The 16644-nt window shown below is 34.8% G+C and carries 16 protein-coding genes, 2 tRNA genes and 1 riboswitch; of the genes, 8 read left to right on the top strand and 10 right to left on the bottom strand.

All coding sequences use genetic code 11. The features are described 5' to 3' along the window. Window positions 1–25: 25 nt before the first annotated feature. Entirely contained in the window at window positions 26–640 is a 615-nt protein-coding gene (locus tag GCQ56_RS18300; RefSeq protein WP_152735983.1) for an NAD(P)H-dependent oxidoreductase, read from the bottom strand. Between the two features lie 215 nt (window positions 641–855). Here GCQ56_RS18300 and GCQ56_RS18295 point away from each other — a divergent pair, with 215 nt between their 5' ends. The 4 genes from GCQ56_RS18295 (at window position 856) to GCQ56_RS20810 (ending at window position 3573) form a co-directional block, all read left to right on the top strand. Then, a complete protein-coding gene (locus tag GCQ56_RS18295; RefSeq protein WP_152735982.1) occupies window positions 856–1419 on the top strand; it encodes a Crp/Fnr family transcriptional regulator in 564 nt (187 codons plus the stop codon). 75 nt (window positions 1420–1494) lie between these two features. After that, complete coding sequence (locus GCQ56_RS18290; RefSeq protein ID WP_152735981.1) at window positions 1495–2058, top strand: Crp/Fnr family transcriptional regulator; 564 nt, start codon at window positions 1495–1497, stop codon at window positions 2056–2058. 114 nt (window positions 2059–2172) lie between these two features. Then, a complete protein-coding gene (locus GCQ56_RS18285; RefSeq protein ID WP_152735980.1) occupies window positions 2173–3156 on the top strand; it encodes a hypothetical protein in 984 nt (327 codons plus the stop codon). A gap of 87 nt (window positions 3157–3243) precedes the next feature. After that, the gene (locus tag GCQ56_RS20810) at window positions 3244–3573 is read left to right on the top strand and encodes a DUF4405 domain-containing protein (RefSeq protein ID WP_152735979.1); all 330 of its coding nucleotides are present in this window, start codon (window positions 3244–3246) and stop codon (window positions 3571–3573) included. A 187-nt stretch (window positions 3574–3760) separates the two neighbouring features. On the opposite strand, the gene GCQ56_RS18275 is transcribed toward GCQ56_RS20810, so the two are convergent. Then, on the bottom strand, window positions 3761–4972 hold the full coding sequence (locus GCQ56_RS18275) for a site-specific integrase (protein WP_152735978.1): 1212 nt from the start codon (window positions 4970–4972) through the stop codon (window positions 3761–3763). Window positions 4973–5223: 251 nt separating this feature from the next. Beyond that, window positions 5224–5311, bottom strand: a tRNA-Ser gene (locus GCQ56_RS18270). A 1098-nt stretch (window positions 5312–6409) separates the two neighbouring features. On the opposite strand from GCQ56_RS18270, the gene GCQ56_RS18265 reads away from it, so the two are divergent. The 3 genes from GCQ56_RS18265 to GCQ56_RS18255 are packed head-to-tail and all read left to right on the top strand — an operon-like array spanning window position 6410 to window position 10152. Then, window positions 6410–7966: an acyl-CoA carboxylase subunit beta gene (locus GCQ56_RS18265; RefSeq protein ID WP_152735977.1), complete on the top strand. Its 1557-nt coding sequence runs from the start codon at window positions 6410–6412 to the stop codon at window positions 7964–7966. Between the two features lie 39 nt (window positions 7967–8005). Beyond that, the gene (locus GCQ56_RS18260; protein ID WP_152735976.1) at window positions 8006–8194 is read left to right on the top strand and encodes a hypothetical protein; all 189 of its coding nucleotides are present in this window, start codon (window positions 8006–8008) and stop codon (window positions 8192–8194) included. Between the two features lie 53 nt (window positions 8195–8247). Continuing rightward, window positions 8248–10152 carry a pyruvate carboxylase subunit B gene (locus tag GCQ56_RS18255; RefSeq protein WP_152735975.1) on the top strand — a complete coding sequence of 635 codons (1905 nt, stop codon included), beginning with the start codon at window positions 8248–8250 and terminating at the stop codon, window positions 10150–10152. A 256-nt stretch (window positions 10153–10408) separates the two neighbouring features. Here the strand turns inward: GCQ56_RS18255 and GCQ56_RS18250 are convergent. From GCQ56_RS18250 to GCQ56_RS18225, 6 genes are all read right to left on the bottom strand, one after another. Next, window positions 10409–10493: transfer RNA gene (locus tag GCQ56_RS18250), tRNA-Ser, on the bottom strand. A gap of 146 nt (window positions 10494–10639) precedes the next feature. Then, a complete protein-coding gene (locus tag GCQ56_RS18245; RefSeq protein WP_152735974.1) occupies window positions 10640–11581 on the bottom strand; it encodes an MOSC domain-containing protein in 942 nt (313 codons plus the stop codon). Between the two features lie 14 nt (window positions 11582–11595). After that, a complete protein-coding gene (gene moaC / locus GCQ56_RS18240) occupies window positions 11596–12051 on the bottom strand; it encodes a cyclic pyranopterin monophosphate synthase MoaC (protein WP_152735973.1) in 456 nt (151 codons plus the stop codon). 15 nt (window positions 12052–12066) lie between these two features. Beyond that, a complete protein-coding gene (locus tag GCQ56_RS18235; RefSeq protein WP_152735972.1) occupies window positions 12067–12867 on the bottom strand; it encodes a GTP 3',8-cyclase MoaA in 801 nt (266 codons plus the stop codon). Continuing rightward, on the bottom strand, window positions 12851–14026 hold the full coding sequence (gene glp, locus GCQ56_RS18230; RefSeq protein WP_152735971.1) for a gephyrin-like molybdotransferase Glp: 1176 nt from the start codon (window positions 14024–14026) through the stop codon (window positions 12851–12853). Before glp ends, GCQ56_RS18235 begins: the two co-directional genes overlap by 17 nt. A 4-nt stretch (window positions 14027–14030) precedes the next feature. After that, window positions 14031–14573 (bottom strand): hypothetical protein, encoded by a 543-nt coding sequence (locus GCQ56_RS18225; protein WP_152735970.1) that lies wholly within the window; start codon window positions 14571–14573, stop codon window positions 14031–14033. A 91-nt stretch (window positions 14574–14664) separates the two neighbouring features. Then, window positions 14665–14810: riboswitch (molybdenum cofactor riboswitch) on the bottom strand. Window positions 14811–15051: 241 nt separating this feature from the next. Between GCQ56_RS18225 and GCQ56_RS18220 the strand changes: the two genes are divergently transcribed. Beyond that, a complete protein-coding gene (locus GCQ56_RS18220) occupies window positions 15052–15978 on the top strand; it encodes a cation diffusion facilitator family transporter (RefSeq protein WP_152735969.1) in 927 nt (308 codons plus the stop codon). On the opposite strand, the gene GCQ56_RS18215 is transcribed toward GCQ56_RS18220, so the two are convergent. Beyond that, window positions 15975–16625, bottom strand: coding sequence for an HAD family hydrolase (locus GCQ56_RS18215; RefSeq protein WP_152735968.1), 651 nt, complete (start codon window positions 16623–16625; stop codon window positions 15975–15977). The genes GCQ56_RS18220 and GCQ56_RS18215 overlap by 4 nt on opposite strands. Between the last annotated feature and the right edge of the window lie 19 nt (window positions 16626–16644).

Raw genomic sequence — 16644 nt, 5'->3', positions numbered from 1 at the left:
CATTTAAAATATTACAACAGGTTCTTTAGGCTAAATTGGCAATGCTTTTTTCAATAGATACAAGCCACTTTTTTCGTTTCTCATACGAAGTGAATTTCACGAAATTCAGGTTGATCCATTTGCGATTTGAGACTCCTATTTTCCAAAATGTTCCCAATAGCAAGGCCTTTTTTATAGCATTCCCAAATAATATCTTGTATGCTACAGATGGTGTATTCATGGTGGTAATCATCGTTACCCCTTTCAAACCCGTTAATCGACTAGTCATACGAGTTCCATTTTTATTCATATCGTAAGCAATGCCCGGAAATATGATTTTATCAACAAAACCTTTGGTTAAGGCTGGCATCAACTCCCACCATATGGGAAAAATGAAAAGAAGATGATCTGCTTTTAGTAAGCGATTTTGATACTCCAAAACTTTTGAGTCTAATAGCTGAAGGGTCAATTCGGGTTGGTCTTTGGCAAGAACAAAAGCTTTAAGATCTTTTGCTCTCATCACTGGATCAAACTCATCTTCATCCAGATTTATTAGATCAACTTCATGATTAGCTCTATTCGCTCCTCTTATTACAGATTTTAGGACCGCGTGGCAATAGCTTCCTTTGTATGGGTGATTAAATACAATTAATAGTCTCATGATTCTCACTAGTCATTTTAGCATTAAAATCTGCTGCAAATTTCTTGTTAACTCAGGAAGAAAGCATTGACTTTCGTCAAGAAATGGCTTAATGCACTTTCTTGTAATTTGCTAGGTGTAGAATTGATTTATATATTGTGAGCCTATAGTTTAAGGCTTATCTGAAAATATTTTCAGATTGTTCAAAGAAATCAGAATCAATTAATACATAGGTAGTGGATAAAATCAGAGACTATTTTGAGAACCTTGCTCCATTAACAGAGGAAGAATGGGGAATTTTAAGGAAAGGCTTTCAAAAGGTAGATTGTGCAAAGGGAGACTTGATTTTATCACAAGGAGATGAGTGCGATTTTGTTGCATTCGTAGAAAAAGGAATCTTTCGATATTACCATGTAAAGGATGGCAAAGAAAAGGTAAATGATTTTTGGTTTCCAGGAGAGTTTTTTTCTGATTATAGGAGTTATCTCACTCACTCACCTTCATATAACTATATCGAATCGATGAGGGAAGGGGTTATATGGAAACTGAAAAGAGGCTACTTATTAGAAGTTTATGAAAAGTTTCCAAACCTGAATAAATTAGGTCGAAAAATCACTGAACAAATTTTTTTGATTGTTGCTTCCCGTTTAGATGAGATACATCATAACACACCCAAGGAACATTATCTTAATATTTTGAAACGTCATCCAAAATTTGTTCAGGAAATACCCCAATACATGCTGGCTTCTTATCTTGGCATAAGCCCAGAAAGTTTAAGTCGATTAAGAAAGCGTATTTAAAATTCAATTTTTTTGTTAAAAACACGTTCATATTACATTATCAAAGAAATCAGAATCAATTAAGATCAATAACAAGTGGATAAAATCAGACAGCATTTTGAACAATTAGTCCCCTTATCGGAGGAAGAATGGGAAGATATCAGTAAGGGTTTTTATAGGCAGGAATGTGCAAAGGGAGAATTAATATTATCCCAAGGGGATGAGTGTGATTTTATTGCATTTATTGAAATCGGACTTTTTCGATTTTATCATGTGAAAGATGGAAGTGAGAAGATAATTACTTTCTGGTTTTCGGGAGATGTATTTTCTGAATATAGAAGTTATATCACCCATACGCCTTCGACCAATTATATAGAATCCATGCAAGATGGTATTATCTGGAAGATAAAAAGAGAGCACATGTTAGACCTTTACGATAAATACCCAAATTTGGAACGACTAGGGCGAAAATTTGCTGAGCGAACCTACTTAAAACTGGCAGATCGTTTAGATAGTTTTTTACAGGACTCTCCCAAAGAACGTTATCTTGATCTTCTCAACCGTAATCCCAACTTTGTTCAGGAAATACCCCAATACATGATAGCCTCTTTCTTAGGTATCAGTGCCGAAAGTTTAAGTCGATTAAGAAAGCGAATTTAAAATTTTTAACATTTTTAAAGAGATACGAATAGTTGTTATTGACGAAAGTCAATGCATAACCATTTTCCACACCTTTATTTTGCATCATATTTACAACTAAATAACGATGTCATAATGAAGAACACAATAATCGCAGTCTTACTACTTTTAGTTTCTATTCTTGCTAACGCACAGCAAAATGACGAATCCCTTAAAAAAGAGACCATACAAAAGATCCAAGAAAAATTTCCACAAGAAAGACTCTTTAACTTTGAATACTCTCAAAGCTTAAATAGAGATTTTGATTCTGAATTGTTTGATGAGAAATATCAAGATGCAGAAATTAAGAACCAAGAGAAATTTAATGCGACCGTAAATATTCCTATCTACAGAAAGAATAAGTGGCATATTATAGCCTCAGGAAATTATCAATTCAATAGATTTGAGTTCGATGATGTCCCAAGTAACCTAAGTCCTACCTATTTTGAACGTAATGGAACAGCCGATTTTCATTACCTCGCTGCTGAAATTAAAATGATGCATTTTTCGCAACTATTTAATAAGCCTATCCTGTATATGGGATCTATTAAAGCAGATGGAACTGAGAAAGAATTTGCTCGCCTTAAAGGATCTTTGGGATTCTCCTTTATGTTGAAGAGAACTGAGAGAACGGTTTTTGGTCTTGGATTAATGGGCTTTTTAGATTCATCGCAGCCGTATCCTTTAATACCAACACTTATGTGGAGTCATAAGTTTAAAAACTCTAAATGGGAAATGGATATGTTAATTCCAGACAGACTATTATTCCAACGACCTATAGGTAAAAATGGTCGATTATCATTAGGAAGTACATTTGGTAATACTGGATTTTATGTTGAAAATGAAGGACCAGGCGAAGATTTGTTGGAATACAGTCAACTAGAGATAAAAACTGGTTTTAAATACGAACACCGTATAAACAAATTCCTAATAGGAAGCTTTCAAGGCGGTGTGCAGAATATCATAAATAGTAATTTAATGGAAAAGGGTGATGCATCAGGCGATGAGATTTATACCAATAGTCAAGATATGACAGGCTACTTTAAAGTAGGTATCTCAATTCTTCCATTTGGTAAGTAAGCATCGATTAAGCGACCAATAAGAACCAGAAATGGATTCGATTAATTAAAAAAAAATAAGCATTAAAGAATTGTAGGGGGAGTAGAGATGGAGAGAGTAGAAAGAAAATTTAATTATAGAAGCTTTTGTTCTATAGGGCTTTTTTTAAGTGGACTGAGTTTACCACTTTCAGGATTTATAAATCATGAATTACAATTGGAGGAACTAACTCCCATAAGAGAGTTTTGGATGACTTTTCACAATAGTGCTGGAATTTTGTTTTTTATACTGGCAATCTTTCATGTAATATTCAATAGAAAAGCATTAATTAATCATTTGACTAAGGCCAAAGGGACAATACTAAGGAGAGAGGCTCTAATGGCTATTGTCTTTGTAACGCTATTAATCATCTCGATTTCCTCACATGCTTTTTTATAAGTAGATTTTTTATAATTAGAGCTTACAGAAAAGTCATTTTTTTACACACATGAGTGTTTTAAAGTATTTTTTTATTGTGGAGACTATATTGGAACGGTATCCTAAATTACTTAAAGGCTTCATGGGCTATTAATTTTTATTTATAACCGAGCAACATTAATATTGCTCGGTTATTGTGGGTTGATTTTTATACATATTGATACTTTCCTTGAATCTTATTCATTTCGTTTGAAATAAGCTTTTCACCTGCTCTAGCATAGTTTTCTGTCATTCTTGTGTTGGTATGACCCATCATCTTGGAAATAGCCTTAATGTTGAGATTATTGCCCAAAGTTACCGTTGTTGCAAATGTATGTCTAGCAGAATGAGTACTTAAGTTTTTATTGATTCCACAGAGGTCCGCTATTTCCTTTAAATAGGCATTCATCTTTTGGTTGCTAGGTACAGGCAATAGCTTTTGATGAATCATACAAATAGGATCATCTTTGTACTTAGCAAGAATAGCTTTGGGAATATCAAAAAGTGGAATTTTGAATTCGACTTTAGTTTTACGCCTTTTACTCTTAATCCATTGATTACCATCTATGCCTTTTACTATGTGTTCTTGGCTAAGAGATTTTACATCTGAAAAAGCCAATCCTGTAAAGCAACAAAATAGATAGAGATCCTTAATAACTTCAAGACGTTTGATTTCGAAGCTTTTCTCCATCAACTTATTCAACTCTTCATCATCTAAAAATTCTTTATCAACCTTCTCCATCTTAAACTTGATCTTTGTAAAAGGATCCGATCTCATCCATTCATTAGCTAGAGCCCAATTCGTTATCTTCTTAAAATTCTTAAGGTACTTAAATGTGGTATTGGTAGAACATTTTCGTATTGTTCTAAAGTAATGTTCAAAATCGGTAATAAATTGATGATTGATTTTAGTAAGTGGTAAATCTTTTAAATTGTACTGTGTTTTTATGAAGTCTTGAGTGTGTTTCAAGCAGGTTCTGTATCTTTCTACTGTACCTTCTGCCATATCTATCCCAATACGTTTTTCACATCTTTCATTGTGTCTCTGGAAGATGCTTATAATACTAAGATCTTCATTCTCTTGATTTAGGCTCGCTTTTAGATTTTTACAAGTAAGCTCTTCTTGAATTTCAAGATCAGTAATGATTTTCAAGAGTTTTTGTTCCATGTGTTGAATGTAACGATTGTTTTCTTTAGTCTTTAGAGAGTTGCCTTTACACTTTCCCTTATTGGCATCCCATAAATTAGAATCAATACTTCTCTTCAAAGAGATATCTAACCTTTGACCATCGACAGTGATTCTTACGAAGATTGGAGATTCTCCATTTTTCAGTTGAGTAGTTTTTCTTGCAAAAAATAAAATAGAAGTAGTTTGTCTCATTTTTACTAGTTTTTGAATGTTTTAAAACGATTTGTCAAAACTAGCAAACGAGTGATTTTTGAGCGGAGCAAAACAGTGAATATCAGTGCATTAGTACCTGTTCGCGGTGTAGCAAAATTAAGCTTTCTAATCTACACCGAATGCTACACCTTTTTATTGCTGTTTTAGGTGTTTGATTGCGTTGGTACTAAATGAAGAAAGCCTTGTAAACGTTAAGTTTACAAGGCTTTTCCTTCTATTGCATTTCTGCATGGCGGAGAGAGAGGGATTCGAACCCCCGGTACCTTGCGGTACACGAGCTTTCCAGGCGCGCACAATCGACCACTCTGTCATCTCTCCAGATATCCGTAAGGATAATTGTGTGGGGACAAAAGTAGAATAAAATAGCGTATTACAAAAAGAATTTTAATATAATTATTGTATTTATTATTAGGTCTGATTAGGGATATTTTAAACTCAATTAAGGGAATAGAAAAGTATCAACGTTATTTTACCTTGGAACTTTAAGTAGTGAAAAATAATCTACTACCATTCTATTTTTTAGTTCTGTTATATCTCATTAGCTATATAGAATTGTTAAGGATGAATATGAGAAACAAACTAGATCTATTTGTTAATCATTGAGATAATTACAATTTGTAATCCATGAGTTACTTTTAGTAAGTATTAATCATGATTTTATTTCGGTAGGATTTTTTCTATAATATAATCGATTCTTCCTCAAGATTAAATTCGCTATTGAATAAAGAAAAAAATCCTTATATGCGTAATGCGATGTAATGAGTTCTTCTAATCTATTTCTTGTATTATAAACCGTGTTTTTTCGACAGACAGAATTTATAATTTTTTAATCAGGCAACAAAAATATTCGCTGCATTTATATTAGCTAATGAATGAACAGGTGTGATTTTTATTTGTAAAAAAAATCAACCATTAACATTTTGATATAGTCATGTAATTAAATCCATTAATAGGTGATTTGGTGATTGGTAGTTGCTGTTTGAGTAAAAAAAACAACAAAAAGACCTTTTAGTGTGTATTTGTGGCATAATAGAAAATGATATTGAACAATTCTCACAATGGGTATTTTCACCCAAATGCTATATGTTGTATAGTATTTGGGTGAAATTTTGGTCTAATATGATAAATGTCGATTGTTGCGACTTAATTATCTGAAGCATAGGGTAATATATGAAAATTATTAGTAGTTAGGATTGATATACAAACGTTTACGAACGTGAGGTGGTGTTTTTAAACAGTTTCTTATCTACAATGAAAGTATTTATATTCGTCATCCAATAAGGAAATAATTCTTTAAAAAGGTTGAGCTTTAAAAAATCAGATTTTAAAGAATTAGGTTTTAAATTGAATAGCAATTGAAGTAAAATAGAAATTCCGTGAGATTTTCTTAGCAAATTACTTGAAAAAACATATAAAATGAAGGTATCTGAAAAGTTAGATCTCTTAAAGAAAAAAAGAGAAGAAGTTAAAAAGATGGGTGGCGAAGCTCGTGTTGCTAAGCAGCATGATAAAGGAAAGCTTTCCGCACGTGAGAGAATAGACTTGCTTTTTGATGAAGGAAGTTTTAGAGAGTTGGATATGTTTGTGGAACATCGTTGTACTAACTTTGGCTTTGAGTCAACTGAAATTCCAGCTGATGGAGTTATTATTGGTCATGGTTTAGTGAACGGTAGATCAGTATTTGCTTACTCTCAGGATTTTACTTCCAGAGGAGGATCTTTAGGTGAAATGCACGCTGCAAAAATCTGTAAAATAATGGATTTGGCAGTTAGCGCTGGAGCTCCTATTGTTGGACTTAATGATTCTGGTGGAGCACGTGTAGAAGAAGGTGTTGATGCATTGAAGGGGTACGGTGAAATATTTATGCGTAACTCAAGAGCATCAGGGGTAATTCCTCAGATTTCTGCTATTATGGGTCCTTGTGCCGGTGGTGCAGTTTATTCTCCAGCAATGACGGACTTTGTATACATGGTTAAAAAGCAGAGTCACATGTTTATTACATCTCCTTATGTGATTAAAACAGTAACAGGTGAAGAAACTACTTTTGAAGAATTGGGTGGAGCTATGGCTCACAACGCCAAAAGTGGTAACGCACACTTCGCTTGCGATTCTGATGAAGCTACAATTGAAGAAATCCGCGACTTATTAAGTTATATGCCAAACAACAACTTAGAAGAAACTCCTCAGTTGGCGATGGGTGATGATCCTGCGCGTGTTTGCGAAGAATTAGATACTATGATTCCTGATGATCCAAAAACACCTTATGATATGAAGGGTATTATTGAATCAGTGCTTGACCAGGGAGAATTTTACGAAGTGCACGAGCATTATGCAGAGAATGCAATAATCGGTTTCGGTCGTTTAGATAATCAATCAGTAGGTATTATTGCAAATCAGCCGTTAATTCAGGCAGGTTGTTTGGATATTGATGCTTCTGATAAGATTTCTCGTTTCGTTCGTACTTGTGATGCTTTCAATATTCCAATGGTAACATTTGTTGACGTTCCTGGATACCTTCCTGGAGTACAGCAAGAGCTAGGTGGTATTATCCGTCACGGAGCTAAACTACTTTGGAGTTATGCTGAGGCTACTGTACCTAAATTTACTGTGGTAACACGTAAGGATTACGGTGGAGCTTATTTAGCAATGTGTTCTAAGCCTTTAGGAGCTGATATGGTATTTGCTTGGCCAACAGCTGAAATTGCTGTGATGGGTGCTAAGGGTGCTGTAGAGGTAATCTCTTCTTACAAGAAAGAAATTGCTGCTGCTGATGATAAGCAAGCTAAGACTGATGAGAAAATTAAGGAGTACGAAAATGCATTTAACGTTCCTTATTTGGCAGCTCAGCGAGGATATATTGATGATGTAATTCTTCCTAGCGAAACTCGCGCTCGTTTGATAGATGCATTGAATGCAATGAAAACAAAAGCAGAAGTTCTACCAGCTAAGAAACACGGAAATATTCCATTGTAAGAAATACTTTTAATAAATTAATTATTAATACCAATAATTATGACACGAGAAGAAAAGATTAAAAAAGCAGCTTTAGTAGCGGTTGCTCACCACATAGAGTTAGAGAAAGCTGAAGCATTAAAGAATGAAGGTTCGACTAATGGTTCATGGTCACGTACTGGCATTAAAATGATGATGACCAAACGTAAGATTGTACAGCTTCGTGGTCGAAGTCTACGAAGTGCATAATTCTATTTTCCGAGTTACTTGGAAAAGTATTAATCAACAAAAAAAATAAAAAGATGATATACGATAAACACGGGGTCTTACAAATGACCGAGCTGAACTTTGGCAAAGATCGTCCAAAGGCAGAAAATCCAATTAAAATTAATGACGTAAGTTTACGTGATGGACACCAGTCACTTTTTGCTACTCGTGGACGTACAGAAGATATGCTTCCTGTTGCTGAAATGATTGATGATGCAGGATATAATGCTGTTGAAACTTGGGGAGGTGCTACTTTTGATACGATGCACCGTTTCTTGGGTGAAGATCCATGGGAGCGTTTAAGAGTGTTGAAAAAACATATGCCTAAAACTCCATTCTCAATGCTTCTTCGTGGGCAGAATGTGGTAGGATACCGTAACTATGCTGATGATGTAGTTCAATCTTTTGTTCAGCGTTCTATCGATAATGGTATGGATATCTTCCGTTGTTTTGATGCGTTGAATGATTTCAGAAACTTCGAAACTGCAGCTAAGGTTATTAAAGATAACAAGAAGCACTTACAAGGTGTTGTATGTTATACTTTGAATCAGCCTCGTTTGGGTGGTGAAGTATATAATATGGAATATTACCTTAATAAGGTAAAGGATCTTATCAGTTTTGGTGTTGATTCTATCTGTATTAAGGATATGGCTGGATTGATCGCTCCTTATGATATTTATAATTTGGTTCGTGAAATTAAGCAATTTACAGATACACCTATTAACTTGCACACTCACTTTACTTCTGGTATGGGTGACTTGGCTATTTTTAAAGCGATCGAAGCTGGTGTAGATATCGTTGATACTTGTATCGGACCTTACGCTTACCGTACTTCTCATGCAGCTGTGGAGCCAATGATTATGTCTCTGTTGGGAACAAACCGTGATTCAGGAATGGACATTAACAAGATTAATGCAATTGCTGAAGAAATGGAGAAATACATTCCAAAATATAAGCACTTGGATAACAATCCTAAGTATGCTACTACTGATATTAACGTATTGTTGCACCAAACTCCAGGTGGAATGCTTTCTAACTTGGTAAATCAGTTGAAAGCAATGGATGCACTGGATAAATTACCAGAAGTGTATCGTTTACTTCCTAAAGTTCGTAAGCAGCTAGGTAACATTCCATTGGTAACTCCTACATCTCAAATTGTTGGTGTACAGACGGTAAACAATGTACTATTCGATTCTTACGAAGGAGAATATGCTCAAATTACTAAAGAAGTAAAAGACCTTTGTTACGGATTGTATGGTAAAACGACTCATCCAATCGATCCTGAAGTTCAAAAGAAAGCATTGAAGGATTATCCTCGTGGTGAAGAGCCTATTACAGCTCGTCCAGGATCTATTCTTGAGCCAGAAATGGAAGATGTTAAAGCTGAATTCGGAGATCTTGCTAAGGATATCGATGACGAAGTTTTATGCGCACTTTATCCTATAACAGGAAAACGCTTCTTGAAATGGAAATATGGTTTGGAGGAAGTTCCAGCTGATGTAAAAGCTAAAACCATGGAAGAAGTTGAAAAAGAGAATGAGTTGGTAAGAAAAGCACTTTCTGGAGAACTTACTTCTAAAGGAAAAGGTAACGGTCGTGAGCTTGAAGTTACAATTGAAGGAGAAACTTTTACTGTAGAAGTTAATGATCCTAACGGTCCTGCTACGCCTCAATTTAAAGGTCGTAAGAAAAAAGAATCTGCTAACGATGAAATGGCTACAGGAAGCGTTGTTGCTCCAATCCCAGGTATGATTGTTGAGTGCAAAGTTAAAGTTGGTGATGAAGTAAAAGTAGGAGATACATTAGTAGTACTTGAAGCTATGAAGATGATGAATAATCTTGATGCTAAAGCAGAAGGTACTGTAAAAGAGATTAAGTGTGATTCTGGCGATTCTGTTGCTAAAGGCGATTTGCTTTTAGTAATTGAGCCAAAAGCCTAATGACTATTTAATATTGAGTTTTTATTACCCTCTGAATTTATTTTCAGAGGGTATTTTTTTGCATTTAATTTGGCACATCTGGAATTAGATAGATCACTGATTAACAAAACCAAATGGATTTCTTTAAAGTTTAAAGCTGGGATAATAAAGTCAGAATTATTTTTAGAGATAGGTGGTGAGATGGAATCTTTTTTATCTTTCCAGTTATTGGCATAAAAAAAGAGAGCTTCAAATTAATGAAACTCTCTTTTAGAAGCGGAGAGAGAGGGATTCGAACCCCCGGTACGTTGCCGCACAATGGTTTTCAAGACCACCGCATTCGACCACTCTGCCATCTCTCCAATATGTCTGTGAGCCTTATCAGCTCTGATATCTCTTGTGATAACGGGTGCAAATATAGGATGAAATTTGATTGCTACCAAACATTTTTTTGCAATAAATTATAAATTGTTCTGAAGCCGCTGTAAGTCAGATAAATTAATTTTAATTAGCGGTGCAAATCAAGTTCATTTAGCATGTATAAGGAGTGTTCAACGGTTTTAAAAATTTCGGAACAATACTCATTTACTGCTTTTGGACTCCCTGGCATAGCATAAATCAAAGTTTTATTCATAACACCGGCAATTCCCCGACTAACCAATGCATTTGCTTTCTCCATGCCATATTTCACACGAATTAATTCCATGATTCCTGGAATTTCTTTTGTGATGTGCTTTTGTACAACTTCAGGGGTGATATCTTTTGGTCCAATCCCAGTTCCTCCTGTTGTAAGAACCATATCATACTCTTCCTCTTTTGCTATATTTAGTAGTTCAGATAATTTTTCTTCTTGATCAGGAATGATATGCTTATCAATGGTGTAATGGCGATTTCTTGATTTCAAAAAATCTTCACACAACTTTTCAGCTAATGGACCGCTTTTATCTGCATATTCTCCTCTGCTGGCTCTATCGCTTAGTGTAATTATCATTGTTTTAATTACACGAGGCTTGTAGGTTAAAATATCTCCAGCTTTTAGTTCTCCATCTTTCAATACTCTACAGAAAATACCTTCTTTTGGCATTACACAGTTTCCAATTTCTCTAAAAATGCTACAATTATCACCATGACATTTTTTACCTATTTGAGTTACCTCAAGTTCCATATTACCAAGTGTGAATTTATCAAGAGGAGCGGTATGGTGTAGCAAGAGTCCTTCGGTAGTAATATTCTCGGCAAATTCTCCAAAGTCGATTTTTCGTTTGGCTTGTTCTGAGAATTTATCAATACTTTCTTTGGCAAGTAAACTAACTTGTCGGTGCCAATTTCCTGAGTGTGCATCTTTAGCAACTCCTATAGAATTTAATTCTATTTTATCAACTGGCTTTTTAATGGTTCCTTTTTTCTCAGATATATTTACAGAGAGTACTGCTACTTCTTTAATGCTCATGGTTTCTGTATTTCTTATTTCAAATCTGTTTTTGTTTTCTCCTGAAGTGTAACTTGTCCTATTACCATATTTTTATCAACAGCTTTACACATGTCGTAAATGGTAAGTAGGGCAACGCTAGCTGCGGTTAGAGCTTCCATTTCAACTCCTGTCTGTCCAATGCATCGCACTCTGGTGTGTACTTTAACACCATTCTCAACAATGCTACAGTTAACTTCGGCTTTTGTGATTTGTAAGGTGTGGCAAAGAGGAATTAGGTCGCTGGTTTTTTTAGCTGCCTGAATTCCTGCAATTTCAGCAACCGTTAAAACATCACCTTTTTTCATCGAATTCTCTCGAATCAACTTAATGGTTTCATTTTCCAGTTGGATTAAACCTGTTGCTTTAGCTTCTCTAATTTGTGGAGTTTTATCGCCTACATCAACCATGTTGGCTTTTCCTTCATTATCTATATGACTAAATTTCCCCATCTTAATTTCTAATTATTAACCACCAATACCATAAAAGCTGCCTTTTTTATTTTTGGTTCCAGCTTCAGGTTTTTGATTTATAGATTTATCTATTGCTTTTTTAGCTCCTAACTGCTTTAAATCAAATTCACTTTGATTGAATAAGCAAGGTTTTACTTTACCATTTGCAGTTAACCTGATTCTGTTGCATTCCTGACAATTGCCACCTTTACCGCCTTCAACAATCGAGAATTCGCCGGTAGCCAAATCCATTTGTTTGATAAAACGCAAGTCCAGATCATTTTGAGAGCAATATTTTCTGAGTGCTTCAATGTCGTCAAGATCTGCATCTGGCATGCGAACACAGTTTATTTTTACAGGATGTAAACCTGCATTTTTGGCAGCTTTAATACCTTTAAAAACATCTTCGATATCACCTAAACGAGTAATTGTTTTGTACTTTTTGGCATTAAGAGTATCTAAACTGATATTTACTCGATTCAATCCAGCTTTAGCCAAATCTGCAGCATATTTTTCCAACAAAATACCATTTGTTGTCATAGCCAAATCTTCAATGCCAGGTATTTGTGCAATTTGTTGAACCAAATCGATAATGCCTTTTCTAACCAAAGGTTCTCCTCCGGTTAATCGAATTTTATTAATTCCGGTTGAGACAGCCTCTTTTATAAAATCTACAATTTGCTCAAAGCTTAGAACTTCTTCATGAGCGATTAAGTCAATACCCTCTTCGGGCATACAATAGGTGCATCTTAAGTTACATCTATCGGTTACCGAAATTCTCAGGTAGTTGATATTTCTTTTATAATTGTCTAACATGTACAAATTCTCCTTCGGTAAATTCGTCAACTTCTCGCGGAACAGCCATAATGCCGTCAGCAAGTGTAAATGCATTTATATGAGCCGATCCGTGATATTTAATGGGAACCACTCTGTTGTTTGCATTAAATCGTACAGGAATGAACTCGAGTCTGTCGGTTCTTTTCCTCTTATAATCTTGAGAGATTGGCATTCTTACCATTGGTGCATTGTAATTGTGACCCATCAATCGATACAACAGAGGCTTACCCAATAATTCAAATTGAACAAATGAAGAAACCGGATTTCCTGGCATGCCGAATACATACTTTCCATCCTTGGCAGCAAACACAGTGTGTTTTCCAGGCTTTACCGCTAATGTGTGAAACCAGATATTAAATCCGAGCTCCTTTAGTATCTGTGGGACGTAATCGTAATCTCCAACAGAAACGCCACCGGAAATGATCAAAATGTCATTTTCTTCAATACATTTTATCATGGCTTCTTTGGTTGCATCCTTAGAATCTGAAACAATGCCTTGATAATTGCCCGTAATGCCCATTTTTTGCAATTGAGCTTGCAATTGCCATGAGTTAACGTTTCTAATTTGTGATTGATTTGGTTTCTCATGAGGCTCTACCAACTCACTTCCTGTCGCAATTGTTGCTACTTTTGGCTGTTTGTATACCAAAGGTTTAGCACAACCAACTGTTGCTAATACAGAGATGTGTTGCGATTTTAAGCGTGTTCCTTTGCTTAAAACAACATCATTTTCTTCAATATCTTCTCCTTTTATACAAATATTAGATTTGGAATCTTCTTTTGTAAATCGAATTAAGTTATTGTTTATTTCTTCTGTGTGTTCAACCATTATTACAGTATCAGCTCCATCAGGAACCATAGCACCAGTCATAATTTTAGAACACTGCTTGTCACCAATTGACAGACTTGGGGCAGTTCCTGCAGCTACAACTTCAAGTACTTCCAGATTTTCTTTTAAGTCTGATTTTTTGCAGGCATATCCATCCATTGCCGACTTATTAAAAGGAGGAATGCACATGTCTGAACAAACATCTTCAGCCAAAACACGGTTTAAGCAATCTGAAATATCAATGTGTTCTTTTTCCAGTTTTTTAGTGGCATGTTTAACCGTTTTTAGAGCTTCGTGAAAGGTTATCATAGTGTTAGTTTTTTATCCCCCATTTATTATTTGCAAATTTCACTCTTGCTGGATCGAAATTGAATGTATCACCATTAAATTCAATTTTACGATCTGCTAAATGCAAATATTTTTCGGTTTTGGGTTTTGTTTGGTTACTGTTTTTATTTTTTATCATTAAAAAAAGTCCTGGTGTAAGCAGTTCTCTTAATCCACCCGATTCAATTATTACAGGTGTAGTAATGTTTATAAATTTATCAAAAAAAGAGAGAACTTCAGATAAATATTCATCTTTGGTTTGAACGAAGTAAACTGCATTGCTTCCGGCTTTTAGCATTCTGTTACTATCCTTGTTGTGTTCTGTTGTTGTCTCCTTTGTAATTGTATAGTTTTCATTCTTTTTTAAAATCATTGCTTCAGATTTTAATTCATGGAAATGTGGACAAATTTTAATACTAACAATTGAATGTTCATCTTTTAATTGATCAATCAATTTGCAGGCAAAAAGTGTTTTACCAACATTTTGACCTGTTCCTGCAATTAGTAGTATGTTCTCTCTTAATTCCATAAAAAAAAATCCTCCAATTCAGTGCAGAATTGAAGGTTCATGTCTCTAAGAATCAATGCTAAATTGTATAGTACAATAAAACTATTTATTCTTACAATAAAACATTTCTCCTTTCCAATTTTGGATTTACAATCCTGCGGGAGGCAAATTCGTTTCCAAATTTACCCATCGGTTTATCATTCGTGCTTCTAAAAAAATAGTTGTTTAGAAATGATAAACTCGGAGTTAAACTATTATTAATGGGGTAAAGATATTAATATTAATGAATCTACAAATGTGTATGTGTTTCTATTCTTGTGCTAACGTTTTCGTTAAAATAGTGTGAAACTCGTAAACACCCGATGGTATCAGGGATTTATGAATTGTATTGGCAAAAGGAATTTTAATTTGATAGAAAAATTGAGAGCCTATTTATAATTAGTTTGATTAAAAAATAGATTGCATTGTTATATTTGTAGTAGATCAAATGAATTTAAAAATGGGGAAACACAATCATTCTCACGATCACGGACAGCTTAAAGGTAGAAATTTAGGGATTGCAATATTATTGAATATTGGAATTACAGTAGCCCAAGTTGTAGGTGGTTTTATTTCAGGAAGTTTGGCGTTGATGTCGGATGCAATGCATAATTTTTCGGATGTATTGGCATTGATAATAAGTTGGTTTGCAAGTAAATTATCTGGACGAAAACAAACTGCCCGACAAACTTATGGATATAAACGAGCTGAAATATTAGCTGCATTAATAAATGCAGTATCATTAATTGTAATTGCTTTTTTCCTTCTAAAAGAAGCCATTGGACGTTTTTCAGAACCTCAGGAAATTCAATCGGGATTGGTAATTATACTTGGTGTAGCTTCTATTATTTTAAATGGATTAAGTGTATTACTAGTAAAGAATGATGCGAAAGACAACATCAATATGCGGTCGGCGTATTTACATTTATTATCAGATATGGTTTCGTCTGTTGCCGTTGTTTTAGGTGGTTTGGCTATGACTTTTTGGGATGTTGCCTGGGTAGATAGTGTTCTTTCAATCGCAATCGCATTGTATTTGGTGTATTCAAGTTGGGGATTGATCTTGGAAAGTGTTCGCATATTAATGCAATTTGCACCCGTTCATATTAATTTAGATGAAATTAACGATAAGGTTAAAACTATAGATGAAGTTGAAAATATGCACCACGTTCATGTTTGGCAATTGGATGATAAGCAAATCAATTTAGAAGCACATATTAGTTTTAAAGAGGATCTTCCACTTAGTAAAGTAAATAAGGTACTCCACAAATTGGAGCACCTTTTGCATGATGAATTTGAAATAAATCATGTGACTTTACAGCCTGAAATAAATGGCTTTTGTGATGATGAAAGTGTAGTGATTCAAGAAAAATCACATGATCATTAAGTTAAGGATTTGATTAAATCCATAGGGTGCTCAAGAATAGTTTGGGCACCATTCTCAAGAAGTTCTTCCATATCTCTAAATCCCCAAAGAACGCCAGCTGCATGCATTCCAGAATTGTGTGCAGTTTCCATATCTACGCCTGAATCGCCTACGTAAATCAATTCCTCAGGAGGAATTCCCATTTTTTCACTTATTAGTAAAGCACCTTTTGGGTCTGGCTTTCTTGGAATATCTCCACCTGCGCCTAATACATGTTCAAGTTTCCAATCGGCTAGCAGCACTTTAACTACTTTTTGAGTTAATTCATTTGCCTTATTCGAGAAAACGGCGATTTTAATATTTTTTTCACTTAGACTGGTCAACAATTCTGGGATACCTGGATACAAGCAAGTTTTAACAATACAATTCTCATCATATACTTTCATCATGCGATTAAAGCTCGATAGAATTTCAGACTCTGTTCTGTGATTTTCCGGAAGTGCATTTTCTACCAATGTTTTAACGCCTCTACCAACAAAGGTTTTGTATGTGGAGTAATCGTGTGTTGGGAAATCTTTTTCTATTAGTACTTTGTTCATCGAATCTGCGATATCTTCAATCGAATTGGCTAGAGTGCCATCAAGATCAAATACTACTCCTTTTATCATTTTGCTTTGTTTTGAATGT

It is taken from the genome of Marinifilum sp. N1E240, from assembly GCF_009295825.1.
Taxonomy (GTDB): domain Bacteria; phylum Bacteroidota; class Bacteroidia; order Bacteroidales; family Marinifilaceae; genus Marinifilum_A; species Marinifilum_A sediminis.
The sequence above is the reverse complement of the archived record's forward strand: the minus strand, read 5'-3'. Positions and strand labels throughout refer to the sequence as shown.

Bases quoted from the DNA above. Each gene is read 5' to 3' on its own strand.
- GCQ56_RS18300 (WP_152735983.1), bottom strand. From the start codon at position 640: ATGAGACTATTAATTGTATTTAATCACCCATACAAAGGAAGCTATTGC.
- GCQ56_RS18285 (WP_152735980.1), top strand. From the start codon at position 2,173: ATGAAGAACACAATAATCGCAGTCTTACTACTTTTAGTTTCTATTCTT.
- GCQ56_RS20810 (WP_152735979.1), top strand. From the start codon at position 3,244: ATGGAGAGAGTAGAAAGAAAATTTAATTATAGAAGCTTTTGTTCTATA.
- GCQ56_RS18275 (WP_152735978.1), bottom strand. From the start codon at position 4,972: ATGAGACAAACTACTTCTATTTTATTTTTTGCAAGAAAAACTACTCAA.
- GCQ56_RS18265 (WP_152735977.1), top strand. From the start codon at position 6,410: ATGAAGGTATCTGAAAAGTTAGATCTCTTAAAGAAAAAAAGAGAAGAA.
- GCQ56_RS18260 (WP_152735976.1), top strand. From the start codon at position 8,006: ATGACACGAGAAGAAAAGATTAAAAAAGCAGCTTTAGTAGCGGTTGCT.
- GCQ56_RS18255 (WP_152735975.1), top strand. From the start codon at position 8,248: ATGATATACGATAAACACGGGGTCTTACAAATGACCGAGCTGAACTTT.
- GCQ56_RS18245 (WP_152735974.1), bottom strand. From the start codon at position 11,581: ATGAGCATTAAAGAAGTAGCAGTACTCTCTGTAAATATATCTGAGAAA.
- moaC (WP_152735973.1), bottom strand. From the start codon at position 12,051: ATGGGGAAATTTAGTCATATAGATAATGAAGGAAAAGCCAACATGGTT.
- GCQ56_RS18235 (WP_152735972.1), bottom strand. From the start codon at position 12,867: ATGTTAGACAATTATAAAAGAAATATCAACTACCTGAGAATTTCGGTA.
- glp (WP_152735971.1), bottom strand. From the start codon at position 14,026: ATGATAACCTTTCACGAAGCTCTAAAAACGGTTAAACATGCCACTAAA.
- GCQ56_RS18225 (WP_152735970.1), bottom strand. From the start codon at position 14,573: ATGGAATTAAGAGAGAACATACTACTAATTGCAGGAACAGGTCAAAAT.
- GCQ56_RS18220 (WP_152735969.1), top strand. From the start codon at position 15,052: ATGGGGAAACACAATCATTCTCACGATCACGGACAGCTTAAAGGTAGA.
- GCQ56_RS18215 (WP_152735968.1), bottom strand. From the start codon at position 16,625: ATGATAAAAGGAGTAGTATTTGATCTTGATGGCACTCTAGCCAATTCG.